20 protein-coding genes are annotated in these 21,021 nt (G+C 66.5%); 8 read left to right on the plus strand and 12 right to left on the minus strand.

All coding sequences use genetic code 11. The features are described 5' to 3' along the window. Positions 1–13: 13 nt before the first annotated feature. Genes OHZ10_RS34625 through OHZ10_RS34640 form a run of 4 tightly spaced genes read left to right on the plus strand, consistent with a single transcriptional unit; the run spans position 14 to position 3,586 of the window. Positions 14–1,195, plus strand: coding sequence for an SIS domain-containing protein (locus tag OHZ10_RS34625; protein ID WP_059241896.1), 1,182 nt, complete (start codon positions 14–16; stop codon positions 1,193–1,195). Further along, positions 1,192–2,166: an N-acetylglucosamine kinase gene (locus OHZ10_RS34630; protein WP_342706425.1), complete on the plus strand. Its 975-nt coding sequence runs from the start codon at positions 1,192–1,194 to the stop codon at positions 2,164–2,166. Before OHZ10_RS34625 ends, OHZ10_RS34630 begins: the two co-directional genes overlap by 4 nt. Positions 2,167–2,200: 34 nt before the next feature. Beyond that, on the plus strand, positions 2,201–3,013 hold the full coding sequence (locus OHZ10_RS34635; RefSeq protein ID WP_063805315.1) for a DeoR/GlpR family DNA-binding transcription regulator: 813 nt from the start codon (positions 2,201–2,203) through the stop codon (positions 3,011–3,013). A gap of 33 nt (positions 3,014–3,046) precedes the next feature. Continuing rightward, the gene (locus tag OHZ10_RS34640) at positions 3,047–3,586 is read left to right on the plus strand and encodes a GNAT family N-acetyltransferase (protein ID WP_059241902.1); all 540 of its coding nucleotides are present in this window, start codon (positions 3,047–3,049) and stop codon (positions 3,584–3,586) included. A 29-nt stretch (positions 3,587–3,615) separates the two neighbouring features. Here the strand turns inward: OHZ10_RS34640 and OHZ10_RS34645 are convergent, their stop codons facing one another. Beyond that, positions 3,616–3,837: a hypothetical protein gene (locus OHZ10_RS34645; protein ID WP_174993948.1), complete on the minus strand. Its 222-nt coding sequence runs from the start codon at positions 3,835–3,837 to the stop codon at positions 3,616–3,618. Then, positions 3,834–4,241, minus strand: coding sequence for a hypothetical protein (locus OHZ10_RS34650; protein WP_256087455.1), 408 nt, complete (start codon positions 4,239–4,241; stop codon positions 3,834–3,836). Before OHZ10_RS34650 ends, OHZ10_RS34645 begins: the two co-directional genes overlap by 4 nt. Before the next feature lie 588 nt (positions 4,242–4,829). Between OHZ10_RS34650 and OHZ10_RS34655 the strand changes: the two genes are divergently transcribed. After that, entirely contained in the window at positions 4,830–5,540 is a 711-nt protein-coding gene (locus tag OHZ10_RS34655) for a response regulator (RefSeq protein ID WP_174993947.1), read from the plus strand. A 51-nt stretch (positions 5,541–5,591) separates the two neighbouring features. Here the strand turns inward: OHZ10_RS34655 and OHZ10_RS34660 are convergent, their stop codons facing one another. From OHZ10_RS34660 to OHZ10_RS34670, 3 genes are all read right to left on the minus strand, one after another. Further along, the gene (locus OHZ10_RS34660; RefSeq protein ID WP_342706426.1) at positions 5,592–6,074 is read right to left on the minus strand and encodes a DUF1641 domain-containing protein; all 483 of its coding nucleotides are present in this window, start codon (positions 6,072–6,074) and stop codon (positions 5,592–5,594) included. A gap of 414 nt (positions 6,075–6,488) precedes the next feature. Next, positions 6,489–8,180, minus strand: a complete 1,692-nt coding sequence (locus OHZ10_RS34665; RefSeq protein ID WP_342706427.1) for a tannase/feruloyl esterase family alpha/beta hydrolase — start codon at positions 8,178–8,180, stop codon at positions 6,489–6,491. A 256-nt stretch (positions 8,181–8,436) separates the two neighbouring features. Beyond that, the gene (locus OHZ10_RS34670; protein WP_256087457.1) at positions 8,437–9,573 is read right to left on the minus strand and encodes a porin; all 1,137 of its coding nucleotides are present in this window, start codon (positions 9,571–9,573) and stop codon (positions 8,437–8,439) included. A 455-nt stretch (positions 9,574–10,028) separates the two neighbouring features. Between OHZ10_RS34670 and OHZ10_RS34675 the strand changes: the two genes are divergently transcribed. After that, the gene (locus OHZ10_RS34675) at positions 10,029–10,967 is read left to right on the plus strand and encodes a LysR family transcriptional regulator (RefSeq protein WP_059241915.1); all 939 of its coding nucleotides are present in this window, start codon (positions 10,029–10,031) and stop codon (positions 10,965–10,967) included. A gap of 30 nt (positions 10,968–10,997) precedes the next feature. Here the strand turns inward: OHZ10_RS34675 and OHZ10_RS34680 are convergent, their stop codons facing one another. The 7 genes from OHZ10_RS34680 to OHZ10_RS34710 form a co-directional block, all read right to left on the minus strand. Continuing rightward, on the minus strand, positions 10,998–11,396 hold the full coding sequence (locus OHZ10_RS34680) for a RidA family protein (protein WP_059241917.1): 399 nt from the start codon (positions 11,394–11,396) through the stop codon (positions 10,998–11,000). An 85-nt stretch (positions 11,397–11,481) separates the two neighbouring features. Next, the gene (benD, locus tag OHZ10_RS34685) at positions 11,482–12,258 is read right to left on the minus strand and encodes a benzoate diol dehydrogenase BenD (RefSeq protein WP_342706428.1); all 777 of its coding nucleotides are present in this window, start codon (positions 12,256–12,258) and stop codon (positions 11,482–11,484) included. Further along, positions 12,255–13,277, minus strand: a complete 1,023-nt coding sequence (gene benC, locus OHZ10_RS34690) for a benzoate 1,2-dioxygenase electron transfer component BenC (RefSeq protein WP_059241922.1) — start codon at positions 13,275–13,277, stop codon at positions 12,255–12,257. Before benC ends, benD begins: the two co-directional genes overlap by 4 nt. A 40-nt stretch (positions 13,278–13,317) precedes the next feature. Then, positions 13,318–13,806: a benzoate 1,2-dioxygenase small subunit gene (benB, locus tag OHZ10_RS34695; RefSeq protein WP_174993943.1), complete on the minus strand. Its 489-nt coding sequence runs from the start codon at positions 13,804–13,806 to the stop codon at positions 13,318–13,320. Next, positions 13,803–15,161, minus strand: coding sequence for a Rieske 2Fe-2S domain-containing protein (locus OHZ10_RS34700; RefSeq protein ID WP_059241926.1), 1,359 nt, complete (start codon positions 15,159–15,161; stop codon positions 13,803–13,805). Before OHZ10_RS34700 ends, benB begins: the two co-directional genes overlap by 4 nt. A gap of 113 nt (positions 15,162–15,274) precedes the next feature. Further along, positions 15,275–16,219, minus strand: coding sequence for a catechol 1,2-dioxygenase (gene catA / locus OHZ10_RS34705; RefSeq protein ID WP_342706429.1), 945 nt, complete (start codon positions 16,217–16,219; stop codon positions 15,275–15,277). A 51-nt stretch (positions 16,220–16,270) separates the two neighbouring features. Then, positions 16,271–17,407: a muconate/chloromuconate family cycloisomerase gene (locus OHZ10_RS34710; protein ID WP_342706430.1), complete on the minus strand. Its 1,137-nt coding sequence runs from the start codon at positions 17,405–17,407 to the stop codon at positions 16,271–16,273. A 734-nt stretch (positions 17,408–18,141) separates the two neighbouring features. On the opposite strand from OHZ10_RS34710, the gene OHZ10_RS34715 reads away from it, so the two are divergent. Then, positions 18,142–19,137 (plus strand): restriction endonuclease, encoded by a 996-nt coding sequence (locus OHZ10_RS34715; RefSeq protein WP_342706431.1) that lies wholly within the window; start codon positions 18,142–18,144, stop codon positions 19,135–19,137. A 405-nt stretch (positions 19,138–19,542) separates the two neighbouring features. Next, positions 19,543–21,015 (plus strand): benzaldehyde dehydrogenase, encoded by a 1,473-nt coding sequence (locus OHZ10_RS34720; protein WP_342706432.1) that lies wholly within the window; start codon positions 19,543–19,545, stop codon positions 21,013–21,015. The last annotated feature ends 6 nt before the right edge of the window (positions 21,016–21,021 follow it).

Raw genomic sequence — 21,021 nt, forward strand, 5'->3', positions numbered from 1 at the left:
CTCAGATCTGCTCATGGAATTTCTCGACCTCGATCCCGCCGACCTCACCCGCCGCCACGCCGCTCACACGGCCCGCGAAATCGCCCAGCAACCCGACGTCTGGCCCGACGTGCATGCCGTCGTCGACGCGCAACGCGCGGCGCTCGACGCGTTTCTTGCGCCACTGCTCGCCGACGTGCGCCTGCGCATCGTCCTGACGGGCGCCGGCAGTTCGGCGTTCATCGGACAGTGCCTCGTGCCCGCGCTGCGGCACCGCTTCGGCGGCCGCGTCGAAGCGGTGGCCACCACCGACATCGTCGCGAATCCCGGCGACACGCTGCAGCCTGGCGTGCCGACGCTGCTGGTCTCGTTCGCGCGCTCGGGCAACAGCCCCGAAAGCGTCGCGGCCGTCGACCTCGCGGACCGCTTCGTCGACGGTTGCCGCCATCTCGTCTTTACATGCGCGGCCGACGGCTTGCTGAACCGCCGCCTCGGTACGCATCCGCGCGCGCACGTCGTGCTGCTGCCGGAGGCGACGCACGATCAGGCGTTCGCGATGACGTCCAGTTTCAGCGGCATGCTGCTCGGTGCGGCCTGGGCGTTCGGCGTGGCCGGCATGCCGGTCGGGCCGCTGGCCGACGCCGCGCGCACGCTGCTGCGCGAACAGGCGTCGCGCATCGCCGCGCACGTGCGGCAGTTGCCCGAGCGCGTCGTGTATCTCGGCAGCGGCGCGCTGCTCGGGCTCGCGCGCGAAGCCGCGCTGAAGCTGCTGGAACTGACCGACGGGCTGATCGTCGCGATGGCCGAATCGCCGCTCGGCTTCCGGCACGGCCCGAAGACGTTCCTCGACGAACGCACGCTCGTCGTCGTGCTGCTGTCCGGCGATCCGCATACGCGCCGCTACGATCTCGACCTGCTGCGCGAACTGCGGCGCGAAAACCGCGCGGCCGGCATACTGTCGATCGGCGTCGCGGCAGCCGACGGCGCGGGCACCACCGGGACGCTGCCGCCGTCCGACGACGACCTGACGGTGCCGCTGCCGCCCGGCCTGCCCGACCTCGCGCTCGCGCCCGTCGCGCTGATCCTCGCGCAGTGCTTCGCGCTGCTTGCGTCGCTGCGGCTCGGGCTCACGCCCGACAACCCGAGCGCGTCCGGCACGGTCAACCGCGTCGTCGCCGGCGTCACCATTCATCCGTATGCGGGGCAGCCCACATGACTCCACTCTTTCTCGGCATCGACGGCGGCGGCACCAAAACCGCGTTCCTGGTGATCGACCCGCACGGCCGTGTGCTCGCGCGCCACGAAACGACCACCAGCTATTACCTCGAGATCGGCATGGACGCGCTGCGCACGCTGCTCGCCGACGGCGTGCACGCCGTGCTGGCCGCGGCGGACGTCGCACGCGACGAGATCGCGTATGCATTCGCCGGCTTGCCCGCGTACGGCGAGGACAGCCGCCTGCTGCCCGAGCTCGACAGCCTGCTCGCGCCGCTGTTCGCGCGCGAGCGCTACCGGATCGGCAACGACATGGTGTGCAGCTGGGCCGGCACGCTGGCCGGCGGCGACGGTATCAGCATCGTCGCCGGCACCGGGTCGATCGCGTACGGGCAACTCGAAGGCCGCGCCGCGCGCTGCGGCGGCTGGGGCGAGATCTTCGGCGACGAGGGCTCGGCCTACTGGCTCGCGCGCGAAGGGCTCGCCGCGTTCTCGCGGATGGCCGACGGCCGCGCCGCGCGCGGGCCGCTGTTCGACATCGTGCGCACGCACTTTTCGCTCGACCACGATCTCGACCTGTGCGCGGCCGTGAATTCGGGCGCCGTGCGCAGCCGCTTCGCGCAACTGTCGCGGCTCGTGATCGACGCGGCACGCGCGGGCGACGCCGAAGCGCACACGCTGCTCGAACGCGGGACGGACGAGCTCGCGCAACTCGCGGCCGGCGTCGCCCGCGCGCTCGACTGGCCGCCCGGCCAGCCGCTGCCCGTGTCGTATTCGGGCGGCGTGTTCAATGCGGGCGCGCTCGTGCTCGATCCGCTGCGCGACGCGCTCGCCCGCTGCGTGCCTCAAGCGGTGCTTACCGCACCGCGGCTCGGCCCGCATGTCGGCGCGGCCGTCCACGCGGCCCGGCTGGCGGGCCGGCCGCTCGATCCGTCGGCATTGCGTGCGCTCCAGCCCGGGCAGGGGTTTTGATATCATTTCGGCTCCCTGTCTTGCCGAAATGGACATGCCCGCTCACAGAGTGCCTCCCCCGCCTGCCGTCGATCACGCACCGTTGCTCGTCGAGGAACGCCGCCGCCTGATCTGCGAGCTGGTGCGCGAACGGGAGAAAGTCACCGTCGAGGAGCTGGCCGAGCGGTTCGGCATTTCGCTCGTCACGGTGCGCAGCGACCTGAACGCGCTCGCAGCGGCCGGCGCGGTGCTGCGCACGCACGGCGGCGCGCTCGTGCTGCGCGAAAGCGACGAGGTGCCGATCGCGGTCAAGCAGAAGCTCCGTCACGCGGAGAAGGTGCGCATCGCGACGGCCGCCGCCGCGCTGATCGGCGACGGCGAGACGATCCTGCTCGACTCGGGCAGCACGACCGAGGAAATCGCAAAGCAGATCGTCACGATGAAGCTGCAGTCGCTGAACGTGATCACGAATGCGCTGAACGTGGCCGTGCTGCTCGCGGCCGCGCCGCACATCAACCTGATCATGCCCGGCGGGCAGCTTCGGCCGAACTCCTATTCGCTGTCGGGGCCGCAGGCCGTCGTCGCGCTGCAGGGGCTGTATGCGGACCGGCTGTTCCTCGGCGTCGACAGCCTCGATCCCGAGATCGGCCTGATGACGCCACACCTGCTCGAGGCGCAGCTGAACGCGCAGATGCTGAAGATCTCGCGCCAGGTGATCGCGGTTGCCGATTCGTCGAAACTGATGAAGCGCAACCTGTCGGTGATCGCGAGCGTCGAGCAGCTCGACATGCTGATCACCGATACCGGCGCCGATGCGGCCGTGGTCGACGATCTGCGTCAGCGCGGCATCGACGTGCTGACGGTCTAGCCGCGCCCGACGCTCCCCTTTCCGGAAACCCCGATGCCGCCCGTTTCTTCCCCGCCCGTTCTCGATACGCCGCGCCTCGTCCTCGAAGGCCATCCGCTCGGCGACTTCGACGCGCTCGCCGCGATGTGGGCCGAGCCCGACGTCGTCGCGCACATCTTCAACGGCCAGCCGTCCGCGCCGCGCGATTCGTGGATGCGGCTGCTCGCGTATCGCGGGCTGTGGCCGCTGCTCGGCTACGGCTACTGGGCGATCCGCGAAAAGGCGTCGGGCCGTTACGTCGGCGATCTCGGCTTCGCGGATTTCCACCGGAACATCGAGCCGCCGATTCGCGGCGTGCCGGAAGCCGGCTGGGCACTCGCGACCTGGGCACACGGCAAGGGCTATGCGACCGAGGCGCTTGCGGCCGCACTGGCGTGGCTCGATGCGCAGCAGCGGTTCGAGCGCAGCGTGTGCCTGATTGCGCCGACCAACGTCGCGTCGATCCGCGTGGCGGAAAAGGCAGGTTACGGCGAGCCGCGGCGCATCCGCTTCAACGACGCCGATTCGTTGATGTTTTCGCGCACGAGCCGGTAGCGTGGGCGTCGCGATCGCCGGCGCTCGCGTCACTCGGCAGCCGGCTCGTAGAAACGCTCGAACAGATCGTGGTCCATCGGCCAGCAGTGCCCGCATGCGTCGAGCAGGATCCAGTCGCCCGGCTTCACCGGACGCCAGCCTTCCGGCGTCGCGACCGCCCACATGCCCCGATGATGCTCCACACGGTCATGGTCGCCCTCGACGAACCACCGGGTTGCATCGACATAGCTGGTGCGTTTTCTGAATTTCATCCCACCACCGGAGAAAGCGGATATCGGCGTCGCGTTGCCGGACGGAACGTGAACCGGAGGCCCGCGCGGGCCGCACAGCGCGCGGCCGCTGCGCCCGCCTCGTAGAGCCGCGGCTCCGCCTTCGACGCGTTCGTCGCCGCCCGCGTGTCGCGCAACGCCGCCCAGCCCTCCGCGACGAGCGCCTGCAACGTTTCGCGTGCGGCGGTGGAGATCCGGACATCGATCTCCTGCATTCGCCTGAGCGCCGACATGACCTCGTCCGGTTGATCGGCCCCAAGGGCGACCACGAATCTCGAACGTCTCCCGGCGGCCCGCACGGCCTCGCTCCAGTCAGCCCGCGCAACGGCAACTTCGATCGCGTGCGTCAGCGCGTCGAGACTCTGGACGACTTGCAACGGCGTCATTTCGCATCCCCGTCTGTTATTGGTTTCGCCTGTCTGCCTGCCCGTCGGGCGCCGGCGCGGCGTCAATCCGGCACGCACGCATGCGATTCCGCGCATGAGCGACAGGGCTCGACGCGTCGTCGAAACCCGCAGCCGATACGTCCGGGAAACGGACGAAATCGCGCTGCGTCGTGCGCGCGTGTCAGGTGCGAGGATTGTAGGGAGCGGCGCCCGGCCACGTCGGTAATATTTTGTAATGATATGTCGAGTAACCTTGCCCGGCCTGGGCTCGGCCCGGATGCACGACCTTCGCGGCAGCGGATTGCCGCAAACGTTTTCGTCTGAACGATGCCCGATCGCACCCGCTCGTCCGTGCCGCGCCGGATATCGCGTTGAACCGTTTCGACCACGGGCGCGGCCTCGTGCCGCCGGCGATGCGCTTTGCGCCCGGCGGCGACGCTTTCCCCATAGATAAGCTCACCGAACGAATCAGATTTCGTCACATTCCGGCGGAATGTTGCGCAGTATCATCCACGTCGCTTCAGCCATGACGCGTCCGGACTGGGCCTGACCGCTCGCCACTTTCCCGTTTTGCCCCCTCGTTCAGCGATGCCCATCCGAATCCTGCTCGTCGAAGACGACGTTCCTCTGTCCGCGCTGATCGCCGACTATCTGCGCAAGCATCACTACCAGGTGGACACGCTGTTCGACGGCGGCGGCGCCGTCGCCACCATCGTCGCGAACCGTCCCGACCTGGTGCTGCTCGACATCAACCTGCCGGGCAAGGACGGCTTCGAGATCTGCCGCGAGGCGCGCGTGCAATACGACGGCACCATCATCATGGTGACGGCCCGCGACGAACCGTTCGACGAACTGCTCGGCCTGGAGCTGGGTGCGGACGACTTTCTCCGCAAACCGGTCGAGCCGCGCCTCCTGCTTGCGCGGATCAAGGCGCAACTGCGGCGAACGCGCCTGCCTGCGGACGAGCGCCTGCCGGATTCGCCGCAGCGATTCGTGTTCGGCAAGTTCTCGATCGACCGGGCCGATCGCCGCGTGCGTCTTCCCGACGGCAGCATGCCGCGCCTGACGTCGACCGAATTCGACCTGCTGTGGGCGCTGGTCTGCCGCGCCGGCGAAGTGGTCAGCCGGGAAGACCTGACGCTGTTGCTGCGCGGCATCGCGTTCGACGGCCTCGATCGCTCGATCGACGGCCGCATCTCGAAGCTGCGCCGCAAGCTGCGCGACGACGCCACCGAACCGAAACGGATCAAGACCATCCGCTCCCGGGGCTATCAGTTCAGCAAGCACGCCTGGGAATGACGCCGCGCGCCGGCGATGGCACGCGGCTTCACCGTCGCCCGGTGCGTCGCATCAGGTGCCGGCAGGCTTCTCGCCGGGCGGGGTAACGGGCGACTGCGGATCGCGCGCGAGCCCTTGCGCGAACACCTTCAGGCCCTCGAGCAACGGCGTCAGCGCATCCCACAGCGCCTCGTCGTGCAGCAGCCGGTACGCGCCGCGCACGCCGGGCGCAACGTGCTCATGCTGCGCCGGCTGCCATGCGCCGACATGATGCAGCGCGTCGGCCGCCGCGAACACGGCCTTGCCGAACTGCTCGGGCGGAATGCGCGACAGCGCCATCAGCAGCACCGCAAGATTCTGCATCCCGCTTTGCATGCCGGGCTTGTCGAGCGCGTCGACGAACGTGTCGGCCAGCCGCGCATTCGCGCTGACGACCTCGTTCGCGAAATGCAGGAAACCATGCCGGTGCAGGCTGCCGAGCAGGTGTTCAAGCGCGTCGTGTGCACTGGGCTCCGCGTGCGGCGCTGTCGTATCGGGGGATGGGCGTTCGGTCATCGGTTTTCTCCGGATGAGACGCTGCGCGGCTGTCGGGACGGCAGCCCCACGCGCCGATTGCGTGTCGTACGGCTGTCGCCGCGAAGCCGGCAACGCCAGCCCGGGCGACCTGGCGGCGCAGCAATCCGCATGCCGCGCCGCCAACGGTCGCGCAAGCGGACCGCAAGACGGGCACCGGTGCCTGGCGCGGCCCGCCGCAACACCCGCCATCCAGCCACGCGGCACATACCGCGCCGGCGAATACCGGTCACGCCCCCGGCTTCGTCGATGTGCGATCCGGTCAGCGTACTCGCATTGCGCGCGACTGCATCGACGAGCCAGCGAATCACCGCGGTCACGGTGCGTCCGGCACCTGCGGCCTGCCTGACGCAACGCATCGCCGCCGCTCGTGCATGGGCGACGTGGTGTTTAACCTTACTTGCACGAATAGTTCGCCGCATCCCTGATCGACCCCGAGCCGTTGTACGTCGCCTTCGACGGATACATGCAGACGGGCTGGCTCGCGCTGCCGTCCGCCGACGTCAGCGTGATGCGGGCCGGCGCGCTCCCGTTCTCGACCCAGTTGACCAGCTGCGCATACAGGTCCTGGCGATCGGCATGCGGCAACGGCACCGTATCGGCCGTTTGCGCAGGGCCGGCGGTGCCGTTGACGCCGCCATAGCCGCTGCAATGCCCCATGCCCGGCACCAGGAACAGCCGGTCGAACTGCTGGACGGCCGGAATGCCGCCCATCCGGCCCGCCACGCGTTCGTAGTAGTTGATACTGCCCGACGGCGTGATCAGCGGATCGGCCAGGCCGTGATAGTGCAGCACCTTCGCGCCGGCCTTCACGAGCCCCGACAGGTCAGGATTGTCGGTATTGATGTTGCCGAACGACGGCTGCAATGCAATCCCCTGATCGTAGGCGTTCGCCAGACCCGCATAGCCCAGGCCCTTCCACTTGTTCGCGCCGTTTCCGGTCGCGTTCGTGAAGTTGCTCCCGGCCATCGTCGGATCCTGCAGCTCCAGCGCGACCAGGTCGGTCGAGATGCTGAACGGCGACGCGCCGGCCAGCGCACCGGTCACCGTCCCGCGCATCAGCCCGAACCACAGCTGGTTGCTCGCGAGCGACGTGCCCGTGCCAATGTCGGCGGCCGGGCCCGGCACCGCCCCGTCGCGTGTCATTCCGTACCAGGTCTTGTTCATCGCCGTCGCCTGCGCGGCCGTCACGCACGCGGCCGTCGTGTTCGTCCCGGTGACCGCACCGATCTTCACGCCCGAGCACAGCACGTTCGCGTCCTGCGCCGGATCGTAGCGGCACTGCGCCGGGTCCATCAGGTAACCGAGATGCTGGCCGCCGACCGAATCGCATGCGCTGACGGCCGCGCCCGACAGCAGCGCCTGCTGCGCGTCGGTCAGCGTGACGCCGCCGAGATCGCTTTGCGCGACGACTTGCGGATAGAGTTCGCCTGTAATGAACCTCGACCAGTTGAATGCCGGCGCGCCATTCAGGTAGCCGTCGTAGTCGGACGGGTTGTTCTGCACCTCGTTGTAGCCTTGCCGGCCGCCCGTCGAACAGCCGTCCCAGTACGCATACTTCTGCGGCGTCGCGTAGTACGCGGCGACCAGCGCCTTCGTCTTCAGCGCGAGTTCGTGCAGGCTGCGCTGCGCGAAGTCGCCCCACAGCGTCGTGTTGATCGTGCCATCGGGATTCATCGCGAACGAACCGTTCGGGACGGCATGCCCGGTATCCGTCGTGCCGACCGCGGCCCCCTCGGTGGCCGCGATCGTCGCGGCGCCCGGCACGCCGCCGGCACTCGCGATCTGCGTCGGGTCGTCATACGCGCCGCCCTGCCAGCCACCGCCGCCGAGGTTGTGTATCCGGTGATTCCAGTTCGCCGGCGCCGGCAGCCAGATCTCCATGCCGATGCCGGCCGACGTCGACGGTGCGCCCGCCGGCCCCGCGTTGCCCGGGCCCACGTTCAACTTGACGAGACACAGGTCGCTGCCGGCGACGGGCGTCGCGGACGTGGCGGCCGATGCCGTCAGCACGAGCGGATCGCCGGCCTTGAACGCCTTCACCGCAATCACGGTGGTGTTCGCATCCGGTACGAACCGTGTCTTCATCGTGTCGTTGCATGCGAGTGCGGCGGTTGCCGTGCCGCTTCCCGGCGCCTCCACGTCATGATCGTTACAGCCTGACAAGGCCAGGATTGCCGTTGCGGACGCGACCGCCCACACGCCCGCACGCCATGCACGGCGACCGCCGTTGCCGCTTGTCGTCGAATTCATACCGCCCCTCCGTCTTCTCTCGAGTTATTTGCGTTCTTGAAAGCGAACCGGCACGCGCCGATTCGCGTGGTGCCTGTTCGACGCGATCCGCTCAGAACATGTGCCGGATGCCGGCCATCACACCGACCTGGTTCTGCCCCGGTGCGGGCGTCGTGCCGCCCCCGCCGGCGCTGATCGTGAACGCGCCATGCGCGCTGTTGGCGAGGTAGGCGCCCTGCAGATAAACAGCCGTCTGCTTCGACAGGAAGTAGGTGCCGCGCAGTGCGCCGAGCGTCGCGCGCGCATCCTGGCCCGACACGTTGACGTGATAGACGCCGCCGTCGACCAGGAACGCGGGCGTCACGTAGTAGTTCGCGGTGAGATAGAACAGGTTCGAGTGCACGTTCGGGCCGCCCGACGAATCGGTGTCGACCCAGCGGCCGATCCAGCCGCCGCCGATCTTCACACCGAACGCGTTGACGTAGCCGTTGACCTGCGCGCGGTCGTCCTTGTCGCCGTTGGACGTCAGCGGCAACGGCTTGACGCCGTCGAAGAAGTTCGCAGCGGCCGTCGCGCTGCCGCCGCGCTGCTCTTCATACGACGCGGCCGCGCCGAACGACGTCGAATCGTATTTGAGCATCGCGGACCACAGCCGGCACACGGTCGTTTCGCCCGGTGTCGGGCCTGCGCACGTGCCTTGCCCCGGCGAGTTGCCGGTCCCGGCCGAATCGCGGCCGAACGAAACCATCGCGCCGGCCGTCAGCCCGCCGAACTTGCCGCGCCATGCCACCGCGTTGTCGGCGCGGCCGTTCGGGATGTATGCGTCGAGCGACGGCAGCCCGTAGATGTTCGGGCCGAGCAGGTCGGCATCGAGCACCGCGTAATAGGTCATCGTGTACTGACGGCCGAACGACAGCGTGCCGTACGGGCTTTCGATGCCCACCCAGCTTTGCCGGCCGAACAGCCGCCCGCCTTGCCCCATCGTGCCGCTGCCGACATTGAAGCCGCTCTCGAGCGCGAACACGGCCTTGTAGCCGCCGCCGAGATCCTCCGATCCGCGCAGCCCCCAGCGCGACGGCAACTCGCCGGTGATCGAGGGCATGCGCACGATACCCTTGCCGTCGGCATTGGCGTGCGACACGTATTCGACGCCGGTATCGATGACGCCGTACAACGTCACGCTGCTTTGCGCGCAAGCGGCCGTCGCGAATCCGAGCAAAGCTCCGCCCGCGAGATGCTGAAATCTCATTCCGTCTCCAAACATTGATATGGGGTATTTCTCATTGATTCGGGGTACTGAACGGCAATCCGGCATGTGCGGATTGAACGACCGGGCCGGATCGACGCGTCATGCGAGCCGAACGCCATCAGGCTGTCGCTCAACTCGCCGCCGGCGGCCGGTCAAAAGGGAATGTGATCGGGGGCGTCTCCTTGCTGCATGATTCCGTTCGGGCTTGCAACCTGTTTGCGGCGATAGTAGCGACCGCAAAATAGCCAGTCCAACACCGAATGGGTATCGGTTCATATCTGCGAGGTATGCATCGGCCGGCCGCCCTCCTTTGGTGCATCGATGACCGTCATGCCTCGCGAATCGCTCTGCAAACCGAACTAATTTTTACGAAAAACCGGTCACGCTCGCGTCGTAGCTGCCATAGAATGGCGAGACCCGCTCACCCCCCTGCTCCCCACTCGACGCCAACGAACATGGAATTCCGCCATCTGCGCTATTTCGTTGCGGTTGCCGAGGAGCGCAGCTTCACGCGCGCCGCACAAAGGCTGCATATCGCACAGCCCCCGTTGAGCCGGCAGATCCAGCAACTCGAACAGCAACTCGGCGCGTTGCTGTTCGAGCGCGATTCGCGTCCGCTGAAGCTCACCGAAACCGGCCGCTTCTTTCACCAGCATGCCGTGCAGTTGCTCGCGCAAACGGCCGAGCTCGAATCGATGACGCGCCGCGTCGGCAAGATCGAACGCAGCCTGTCGGTCGGATTCGTCGGCTCGACGCTGTACGGAATGCTGCCGAAGGTGATTCGCCGCTATCGCCAGCGGCATGCGGAGGTCGAACTGAGCCTGCACGAGATGTCGACGATGGACCAGATCAAGGCGCTCAAGGAAGGCCGCATCGACATCGGCTTCGGGCGCATCCGGCTCAACGACCCGAGCGTGCGCCGCGTCGTGCTGCGCGAGGAACCGCTGATCGCGGCGCTGCCGCTCGGCCACCGGCTGTGCGCAACGAACGCGGCGCTGTCGCTGCACGACCTGCTCGACGAAACGCTGATCGTGTTTCCGAACGCGCCGCGCCCGAGCTATGCGGACCAGGTACTCGCCGCATTTCACGATCGTGCGCTCAAGCCGGCGCGTGTGCTGGAGACACGTGAGCTGCAGGTCGCGCTCGGGCTCGTCGCGGCGGGCGAAGGCGTGTCGATCGTGCCGAAGAGCGTGTACGGGCTCAAGCGCGACGACGTGTCCTACCAGGAGCTGGACGACGCGCGGCTCGTGTCGCCGATCATCATGAGCATGCGCATGCTCGATGCGTCCGACGACATCGAACGCATGCTGCGGCTCATCTACGACCTGTACGACGAGCACGGCATGGCATACCTGCCGCCAGCGGAACGCGACGCGCCGGCCGCACGCGCCTGAGCGGGCGCCAGGCCCGATGCGCCGCCGCGCTCAACCCGGCAGCACCGCCACCGCCTTGATTTCGACGAGATAGCCGGGCGAGCCGCCCAGCATGTGCGCACCGACCGCCGTCCATGCCGGTTTCGGGTGGGCCTGAAGATAGCGGTCGCGTACCTGCATGAACAGCGGCAGATCGCGCATGTCGGTATGGAACGTCGTCAGGTCGACCACGTCGTTGAACGATGCACCGGCCGCTTCCAGCACCTGCTTCAGGTTCTCGAATGCCTGCACGATCTGCGCTTCGCGGCCGTCGACAAGCTGCATCGCCGCGTCGCGGCCGATCTGGCCGGAGACGTAAAGCGTATCGCCGACCTTCAGGCCCGGCGCATAGCCGATCTTCTCGTACACCGCTTCCATTCCCGCCGGAACGATGGCTTTGCGTTCATGCATGGCTGTCTCCGTGGCCGGCGTCGATGCGCCGGCCGTCTGGTTGTCGATGAAGGCTGTCGATGAACACGGGCGGGCGGCGCGCCGCTCAACCCGTATCGCCGCCTGCGACCGGCAGCACCGTGCCGGTGATGTAGCTCGCCTCGTCGGACGCAAGGAACAGGATCGGCGCGATCTGCTCGTCGAGGCTGCCGTAGCGCTTGAAGTACGTCGATTCCGTGACCTGGCGCACGGCTTCGCCCATCCACGCCTGTTCCTGCGCGCTGTCGCCGGCCGCATTGCGCGGCACGCGGCGCGGCGGCGCGCTGGTGCCGCCCGGCGCGGTGGCGACGACACGGATGTTGTGCTCCGCGTACTCCATCGCGAGCGCCGACGTCAGCGCATTGACGCCGCCTTTCGCCGCCGAATACGGCACGCGACGAATGCCGCGCGTCGCGTTCGACGAGACGTTGACGATCGTGCCGCCGCCGCGTGCGATCAGGTGCGGCAGCACGGCGTGACAGGTATAAAGCGTCGGCATCAGCGAGCGACGGATCTCCGCATCGATCTGCGCCGGCTCGAATTCAGCGAACGGACGCATGCGAATCGCGCCGCCGACGCCGTTGATCAGAATGTCGATGCCGCCGAACGTCTGCACCGCATGCACGATCGCCGCGTGCGCGCCTTCGTAGGTTTCGAGATCGGCGACGAAGCCTGCCGTCTCGCCACCGGTCGCCTCGGCCGCCACCTCGGCGACGAAATCCGCGCGATCGACGAACAGCACCCTGCCGCCCTCGGCGACCGCGCGCAGCGCGACGCCTCGGCCGATGCCCTGCGCCGCGCCGGTAACGACGACAACCTTGCCGGAGAATCGTTGCATGGTCATGCCGCCTTTGCCGTGACGTTCGGGGTGAACTTCTCGTAGTGGAAGCTGTTCGGCTTCACGCCTTCGTCGTCGAAATACTTGCGCACCGCGTCGACCATCGGCGGCGGCCCGCACAGATACACGTCGACGTCGCCGTCGTTCAGCGCATCGGCCGGAATGTGCTGCGTGACCCAGCCCTTGCGCGGATGGCTCGATTCCCCATCCGCGACGACCGTCGCGAAGCTGAAGTTCGGCAGCTTCGCCGCGTAGGCTTCGATGGCGTCGACCAGCACGAGATCGAGGTCGCGCGTCACGCCGTAGATCAGGTGCACCTTCTGCTGCGAGCCGCTGCGCGCCAGCACTTCGAGCATCGACAGGAACGGCGCGAGGCCGGTGCCGCCCGCGAGGAACAGCAGCGGCCGCTGCACGTCGCGCAGGTAGAAGCTGCCGAGCGGCCCGTGCAGTTCGAGCGTGTCGCCAGGCCGCGCCGATTCAAGCCACGTGCTCATCACGCCGCCGGGAATCTTCTTGATCAGGAAGCTGACCTTCGCGTCGGCCGGCGCCGACGAGAACGAATAGGAGCGGTGCTGGCCGCTCGCGGGCACGTCGATGTTCACGTACTGGCCCGGCAGGAACACAGGCGCGGCCGCGCCGACGTCGAGCTCGAGCACGACGGCCGCGTCGTGATGCTGCTCGACCTTCGTGACCGTCGCGGCGAAGCCGCTCTGTCCGGTCTTGCACGCGACCGACGAGGTCGGCACCGCGATCACGCAATCGCTTTGCGGCACCATCTGGCACGTCAGCACGAGACCGCCGTCCTTTTCGTCCTCGGTGAGCGCATCGTCGATGTAATCGTCGCCGAGGTCGTAATTGCCGCTTTCGGCGCGGCACTTGCAGGTGCCGCACACGCCGTCGGAGCAATCCATCGGCAGGTTGATCTTCGCGCGGAAGGCCGCGTCGAGAACCTTCTCGCCGGCCTTGCAATCGATGAAGCGGGTTACCCCGTCCTCGAAATTCAGTGCAATCTTGTAGCTGGACATGGCGTCACCTCCACTTCCTTTCATGACAAGTCAACAGGCGTCAGACGTGATACACGTCGAGCACCTGCCGGATGTAGTCGTTCTTCAGCACGATCTTCTTGTGCGAAATCAGCAGCGCATCGCCCGCCCGGCGCAACGTGACGAACATCGTGCCGAAGAAGTGATCGGTCACGCGGTAGCGGTGGTTCAACGTGTGAAAGTTGTAGCGCACGTCCACTTCGTCGTCGCGTTCGGCCAGCACCTCGACGTTCGTCACGTTGTGGCTGGTACGCGGCTCGGGCGTCGATGCGCCGCTGCGCTCGGTCTTGATGCGGAACACGCGATCCTCGAGGCCGCCGCGGTCCGGGTAATACATCAGCGAGATCTGGCTCTGGTGATCGTCGGTCGGCCGGTCGTCGTCGTCCCACGCGGGCATCCAGTACGTGACGTCCTCCGTGTAGCAGGTCAGCCACTCGTCCCACTGGCGATCGTCGAGCAGGCGCGCTTCGCGATACAGCGCCGCGCAAATGGTCCGGAAATCGAAGCTCATGCTGCCACCTCCCCGCGTTCCTTCTTCAGCGCATCGCGCATCACGTGCACCCAGTGTTCGTGCTGGCACACGAACAGCCCTTCATCCTCGCTGCGCTCGCCCGAAATGCGCGGGTTCAGCCCCATCTTCTTCGCGTTGTCGTCGGGCCCGTCGACCCACAGCGGCGCGCCGCGCGACAGGTCGTTCCACATCGCCGTGATGCCCGCATAGCCGGCCTGGCACGCGCGGAACTCCTCGAGATCGTCGGCGGTGCCCATGCCCGTCACGTTGAAGAAATCCTCGTACTGGCGGATGCGGGTCGTGCGATCGGCCTCGCTCTCGCCCTTCGGCGCGAAACAGAAGATCGTGACTTCGGTCTTGTCGACGCCGAGCGGCCGCACCACGCGGATCTGCGTGCTGAACTGGTCCATCAGGAACACGTTCGGGTACACGCACAGGTTGCGCGTCTGGTTCACGATGAAGTCGGCCTGCACGTCGCCGACGCGCGCGCGGATCTCGTCGCGATGCTGGTACACGGGCCGTACTTCCGGGTTCATCGTCTGCGTCCACAGCAGGATGTGGCCGTTGTCGAACCCGTACACGCCCGCGACCGATTTGCTCCAGCTGTTCGCGTCGACGGCCTTGGTGCCGTCTTCCTTGCGGCGGCCCATCGTCGCCGCGTAGTTCCAGTGGACGGTGCTGACGTGGTAGCCGTCGCAGCCGTTCTCCATCTGCATCTTCCAGTTGCCTTCGTAGATGTAGGACGAGTTGCCGCGCAGCACTTCGAGCCCGTCCGGTGCCTGGTCGACGATCTGGTCGATGATCACGCGCGCTTCGCCGAGGTACTCCTCGAGCGGCAGCACGTCGGCGCTGAGGCTGCCGAACAGGAAGCCGCGATAGTTCTCGAAGCGCGCAACCTTCTTCAGGTCGTGCGAGCCGTGCGTGTTGAACTGCACCGGATATTCGGTCGTCTTCTCGTCCTTCACCTTCAGCAGCTTGCCGGTGTTCGAGAAGGTCCAGCCGTGGAACGGGCACGTGAAGCTGCCCTTGTTGCCGTGCTTGCGGCGGCACAGCATCGCGCCCTTGTGCGCGCAGGCATTGATCACCGCGTGCAGCTCGCCGGTCTTGTCGCGCGTGATCACGATCGGCTGGCGGCCGATCCACGTCGTGTAGTAGTCGTTGTTGGCCGGAATCTGGCTTTCGTGCGCCAGATACACCCAGTTGCTCTCGAAGATGTGCTTCATCTCGAGCGCGTACAGTTCTTCGTTCGTGAAGATGTCGCGGCGGCAGCGGAATACGCCGGCCTCCTTGTCATCCTGCACGGCGGTGGCGAGCAGGTGATCCAGTTCGTTGGCTTGATCGATCGTGGCGGACATGTTGGCTCCTCCCATGCGCGTGCCGCGTCCTGCAAGCACGCTCGCATCGGTTTCGGTTGAATCTCGCGGAAACCCGGCCGGCGGCGGCGCATGCGCGCCGCGCCGCAGGGTGGTTACGCCGTCGCGGCTGCGCGCAGGCGGTGGACGATCTGGTTGTCCTTGCCCTGCACCAGCGGCGTCAGCACGAAGTTGAACTCGATGTCCTGGTACGCATCGGCCTTCATGCCGAGCGCCGCGCCGCCGGTCTTGCCGACCACCGGCGGGATCAGTTCCTCGCGCGTCGCATACGCGAAGTCATCCCAGATCAGCGGGTCGCCGTCGATGTTGAACTGCGTCGTCAGCTTGCGGTGGTCGTTGCTGTCGACGAAGAAGTGCACGTGCGCGGGGCGGTTGCCGTGGCGGCCGAGGCCGTTCAGCAGTTGCTGCGTCGCGCCCTGCGGCGGGCAGCCATAGCCGACCGGCATCAGCGTGCGGAATTCGTACTTGCCGTCCGCGCCCGTCTTCACCGCGCCGCGCAGGTTGAAATCGCTCTGCTTGCCGGTCGGGTCGAAGTGCGAATAGAAGCCGTGCGAGTTCGCGTGCCAGCATTCGACCAGCGCGCCCGCGACCGGCTTGCCGTCGAGGCCCGTGACCGTGCCGTGGATCACGAGCGGGCCCGCGCCTTCGTCCGCGTCGAGGTCGATCTTCGCGACGCCGTCGCGCACCGGCGCGCCGGCCACATACAGCGGCCCTTCGATCGTGCGCGGCGTGCCGCCGTCGAGGCCGACGGCCTTGTCTTCGGCGTCCATCCGGATGTCCAGGTACTTCTCGAGACCGAGGCCGGCCGCGAGCAGCGCTGCTTCGCCATCCTGACCGAGCTTGTTCAGGTAGTTGACGCCGGCCCACACTTCGTCGGGCGTGATGTCGAGATCGTCGATCGCCTTGAACAGGTCGCCGAGCAGGCGCAGCACGACCTGCTGCGTGCGCGCGTTGCCGCCTTTCGCGTTGTCCGCGCCCGCGTTCGATGCGGCCTTCAGCAGATCCTGCACTTCCCGGGTTTCGAAAACTTTGACGCTCATGATGGTGTCTCCACGTGTATTGGGGGGAATGACGGCTGTGCCTGACTCGGGCTACCGCGCGACTTTGATCAGTCCGTCGCGGGTGAAACGCCTGACTTTGTCTTCGTCGAGTTCAATGCCGAGACCGGGGCCGTCCGGCACGGTCAGTTCGAAGTCGCTGTAATCCAGCGGCTGCGTCAGGATCTCTTCGGTGATCAGCAGCGGCCCGAACAGTTCGGTGCCCCACTGCAGGTTCGCGAAGCTCGCGAACAGGTGCGCGGACGCGACCGTGCTGAATGCGCCTTCGAGCATCGTGCCGCCATACAGCTCGATGCCGGCGGCATCCGCGATCGCGGCCACGCGCTGCGCGGCAAAGAGGCCGCCGCTCTGTTCGATCTTGATCGCGAACACGTCCGCGCCGTGATGCTTCGCGATGTCGAATGCGCTGTCGGGGCCCTGCAGGATTTCATCGGCCATCAGCGCGACCGGGAAGCGGCGCATCAGGCGCGCCAGCGCCGCGGCCGACGCGACCGGCTGCTCGACCAGCTCGCAGCCCGCATCGGCCAGCGCGGGAATCGCGCGCGCGGCCTGCGTTTCGCTCCACGCCATGTTCACGTCGACGCGCACCGACGCGCGATCGCCGACCGCCTTCTTGATCTCGGCCACGTGCCGGATATCGGTCTCCGGCGACTTCGCGCCGATCTTCAGCTTGAATACGTTGTGGCGGCGCAGGTCGAGCATCCGTTCGGCTTCGGCGATGTCGGTGGCCGTATCGCCCGACGCGAGCGTCCACGCGACCGGCAGGCGATCGCGCCGGCGGCCGCCGAGCAGTTCGCTGACCGGCACCCCGAGCCGCTTGCCGTGCGCGTCGAGCAGCGCGGTTTCAAGCGCGCTCTTCGCGAAGTGGTTGACCTTCGCAAGCTTGCCGAGGAACGCCATCAGCGTCTGGATGCGCATCGCGTCACGGCCAATGATCGCCGGTGCAAGGTACGCATCGATCGCGAGCTTCATCGCTTCGGGGCTTTCCGGGCCGTAGGCCATCCCCGCGATCGTCGTGCCTTCACCGATACCCGTCACGCCGTCGCTGCAAAACACCTGCACGAGCATCAGCGTCTGGCCGTGCATCGTCGCCACCGACAGCTTGTGCGGGCGGATCGTCGGCAGGTCGACGAGGCGGGTTTCGATGCGTTCGATGGTGACGGAGGACATGGGGCACGCTGCTTGGGGGGTGTTCATGGAACGGATTTATACGCGGCGGGGAAATGGAGCGTCCAATACTTTTGGGCGGGACTTTTTATACCTGGTGGGTATTGAAATCGCGCCCATCACGCGGAATATTGCGGCGCGCCATACCTTTTTTGGCTAGATATGCGGGCTGAGAGGCTTGATGGAGCGCGGTCGTGCGGGTTCGGGGTATCGCTTGGGCGGGCGCGCACTGCAGCGGCTTGTGACAGCGGGAAAACCGGCTGAAACCGGCGGCCCTGCCGAGTCGATCAGGGTTTTCCTGATGGGGAAAATGGGGGGCTGGCCGTCCGGCCTTCCGCTTCGGCGTTGGTTTCTGCGAACAACCGGAAGGAATCGGGGAGCGGATGTCGACGGTCGATGGCGATGCCCGTCGTTCATCAGAAGTTGCCCGAGTTTACCAGCGGCCCGCACGGAACCGCTGAAGTTCGCCGTTCAGCCAGTTACCGGAGATCATGACCGGCGGCTTCCGGCCAGAAAGAGCCACTCGCCCAAAGCGGCGCCCGGACATTCAAGCGTCAGCGAAGCAACTGAGAGTGGACAAACTCTCGATATCTCAAGTTTTCAGGCTAAGCGACCGTAATTGCGGATTGACCTAGACGGGTATCACGCTATCGCGTACCGAAACTGAGTCAACGAGCAGTACGCAAATTTCCCAGAAGTAGTCTGGGCTACACCACGCTATACCGAGTAGAGACAGGATGGACACATTTCTTTCAGTTTTGGGCATTGCTGTATCGTTCGTGCTATTTCTAATTGGTTATCGACAAACCATAGGGGCAAAGAAGGAGCGCATTGCAGCGTGCAACGTCGAAGTGGAGAAGATTCTCCTTCGTCGCCTCATTTTGGAGGGCTACGCTCCAAACCGGCTCGACATCGAACGTCTTGCGGATGGGAAAGCACGCGACTTCCGGGTATCCGCAGACGATTTGTTGTCGGTGCAGCAGATTCTCAACACCTTGTACACACGAATAGTCGAAAGTGATCTCGTACCCGCTGACGAGAGGCGGTCAATGGTCGAACGCATTACCCCAGCACTTGTCGAGAGTGAGGCAAAGCTGGTCGAAGGGGGCGTTGTTGAATCGTCTGAAGCTAGCGGCGGGCGGAGCATGAGAATGCGAGCGGTAGCGCTAATGGCTGTGCTGGCGTCTTTAGTTGGTGCGCTGGTCGCTGCGCTCCCGAATATCTCGAAACTCGGCACGGTGCAGCCCGACTTCAATCTTGTTTTGACTGCTGTCATTACGATTGCCGCCAGCCTTGCTGTGATCTCATTGTTTCTCACCGCTTACAAGCTTCGTGCCGCGCAAGAAGAACCAACGACCAAAAGCGACGAGATGGCGCAATACGTTCGCTTCGAACGCGACGTAGCTAGCGTACTGAAGAAAGCCGGCGCCAGCACGCGAGCAGTGTCATCCGGATTGAGGGCAGGTGACTTTATTGCGGAACGTGGTGGGCGTAAATACCTGATCGAAGTCAAGTCTTGGTCCCGCAGAGTTCCCTCTCGGATGCTGGCGGAATTGGCAGACAGGTTACGACTTGCTGCTGCAACTGTCGGTGCGGATGAGACCATCGTGGTAACCAAAGTGCCGCAAGTTGACGCGAGTGAATTGCCCCAGATTCCAGGCGTGATTTTCCTTACCGAAAAACAGTTGGCAACATATTTGCGGCGGTCAAACGACCAGTCGGATGCGGCCTGAGCGATCCTTCCGGATGACTGGGCGTATGGCCGATGTGCCTTGGAATCTGCCGGTAAAGCGGTGCCAAGCTCACCGGTGGCACCGGGTCGGTAACCGCCCCTCCAACGAACCTTGAGCGCAAGTCTTGCCGCAGGTTTGCGCGCTGAGCCTTCAGACGCAGCGCACGTCGCACGACACCAGCAACAACCTGCCATGTCACCAGACGGCGTGCAGCAACAACCTGCACAACGACTGTTCAGTTTCCGCACACAAAACCACAGACGCCCCCCACCCCAAGCGCCCTCCGCGGGTGGGAAGAAACCCGGATAGCCCCGCTTCGCTGCGCCCGCCTACCCTCGCGCGCATGCCGGTCGACGCCCAAGCAAGCGCCCCGATCCGGCCGATCCGAATTCCTCAGGAGCGTACATGGAAAGCAGCAGCAACACCGCACTGTTCGACACCGACATCTGGCGCGGCAAGACCTTCAACGGACGCTGGCACGCAAGCGCGCACGCGGCCGACGTGATCGAACCCGCGACCGGCACCGCGCTCGGCCGCATCGGCGTCGCCGACAGCGCGGCCATCGCCGAAGCCGCCGCCGCCGCACATCGCGCACAGCCCGCATGGTTCGCGCTGCCCTACGACGAGCGCGCGGCGGTGCTGCGTCGCGCGGCAGCCGCCGCCGAAGTGCATTTCGACGCGATCGTCGACTGGCTCGTGCGCGAAAGCGGCTCGACACGCGCGAAAGCGTCGTTCGAAACCTCGATCACGATCAAGGCGCTGCACGAAGTAGCCGGGCTGCCGTCGCGCGCGGCCGGTGAAGTGCTGCCGTCGGCGGCCGGCCGGCTGTCGCTCGCGCGCCGCCGCCCGCGCGGCGTGGTCGGCGTGATCTCGCCGTTCAACTTTCCGCTGTATCTCGCGATACGCGCAGTCGCGCCGGCGCTCGCGCTCGGCAACGCAGTCGTGCTGAAGCCCGATCCGCGCACCGCCGTGTGCGGCGGCGTCGCGATCGCACGCGTGTTCGAGCTTGCCGGCTTGCCCGAAGGCGTGCTGCACGTGCTGCCCGGCGACGGCGCGGCCGGCGCGGCGCTGGTCGCCGATCCGCACGTCGCGATGATCCAGTTCACCGGCTCCACCGCGGCCGGGCGCAAGGTCGGCGAAGCGGCGGGCCGGCATCTCAAAAAGGTGTCGCTCGAACTCGGCGGCAAGAATTCGCTGATCGTGCTCGACGATGCCGACCTCGACCGCGCCGTTGCCAACACCGCATGGGGCACGTATCTGCATCAAGGCCAGATCTGCATGGCGACCGGCCGCGTGCTCGTGCAACGCGCCATTCACGACCGCTTCGTCGCGAAGCTCGTCGAGAAGGCGCGAAGCCTGCGCGTCGGCGACCCGGCCACCGGCGACGTCGGCCTCGGCCCGCTGATCGACGCCGCGCAACGCGACCATGCGGCGAGCGTGGTCGACGCGGCCCGACGCGCGGGCGCCCGCGTCGAGACGGGCGGCGACCATCGCGGCCTGTTTTTCGAGCCGACCGTGCTGAGCGGCGTCGCGCCGGGCAATCCGGCGTTCGACGAGGAAATCTTCGGGCCGGTCGCGATCGTCGTGCCGTTCGATACCGACGAAGACGCGATCGCGCTCGCGAACCGGACCGAATACGGGCTGTCGATGGCGATCCTGTCCGCTGACGTCGGCCGCGCGCTGAGGATCGGCGAGCGCTTGAACACGGGGCTGCTGCACATCAACGACCAGACGGTCAACGACGAGGTGATCAACCCGTTCGGCGGCGTCGGCGCCTCGGGCAATGGCTCGAGCATCGGCGGTGCGGCAAACTGGGAGGAATTCACACAGTGGCAGTGGCTGACGATCAAGGGCGAAGCGCCGCTGTATCCGATTTGACGAGGA

Source organism: Burkholderia arboris (assembly GCF_038723655.1).
Taxonomy (GTDB): Bacteria; Pseudomonadota; Gammaproteobacteria; order Burkholderiales; family Burkholderiaceae; genus Burkholderia; species Burkholderia arboris.